This window comes from Mycobacterium sp. IDUB_19 (assembly GCF_055419445.1).
On record NZ_JBVAXR010000193.1, the window covers coordinates 1 to 829 of the forward strand.

Annotated in this window: 1 protein-coding gene; it reads left to right on the top strand. The window is 61.5% G+C overall.

The window, feature by feature from the left end; all coding sequences use genetic code 11:
* The first annotated feature begins 349 nt into the window (after positions 1-349).
* Positions 350-610 (top strand): hypothetical protein, encoded by a 261-nt coding sequence (locus ACZY0B_RS27870; RefSeq protein WP_463767444.1) that lies wholly within the window; start codon positions 350-352, stop codon positions 608-610.
* Positions 611-829 lie beyond the last annotated feature (219 nt).

An 829-nucleotide genomic window follows, 5' to 3' on the forward strand; every position in this document is an offset into this window, starting at 1 on the left:
GGGCTCGGATGCTGTTGGCATGTTTTGCGAAAACCGATTCGCGCGGTGCCACTAAGCAGATCGCCCGGACGTATAGCAAAGTGCTCTGAAGTTTCTTGAGCCCTCGGTGATCAGGAGGCCGGCGCGATCAGCAGCTACCCGACGGAACGGGCATTCGTCTGAGATACACCCTAAAGCGCCAGTCGGCGCGCGTCGGCTGTTGCTCCTTCGGTCCCGATCCGACACAGCACCGGCGCTCGGACCCACAGCCATCAGTCGGTCGCAGCGGCCCCGCGGAAACCTCGTGATAGGGACCCGATAGCCTGGCGAGATTCGGGAGCTTTGTTCTCCCGAGAGGAGACGATCTGACATGACTGAAAAATGGTTCTCCGACATCGGTGCGCCGGGAGAGTTGACCCTCGCGGATGTGTGCGACCAAATCCAGCAGAAAATCCACGCTAACGCCGACAACCAGAAATTGCCGCACGAGTTCCCGGATTGGCAGTCGTGCGTGGAAGATCGGGACGCCACCATCTACAAGTTGGGCGCGGCTGTCGTCAACCTTTGCCAGATGGTGGAGTACTTGGCATCGGAGCAGCAGCGTGGCGGTGCTAGCCCCGCCATTACATGAAGCCAAAGGGCATCGGCAAGACGCAGGTGCGCCGAGCGTGGCTTATTGGGCCTGGAGCGACCGACAGTTGCCAGACGGGACAGTGATGTGGACGCTGCCCGACGGACAGGTGAGCGACGACGACCCGCCGTTCTGACCCCGCTGCACCACCCCGCTGCAAACAGCCTGACCAGAACTGCTGAGCGCGCGCGTGTGCCATGATGTCCAAGCTGTCGAGAG

Coding starts and splice junctions, on each gene's coding strand:
- ACZY0B_RS27870 (WP_463767444.1), top strand. CDS start 350: ATGACTGAAAAATGGTTCTCCGACATCGGTGCGCCGGGAGAGTTGACC.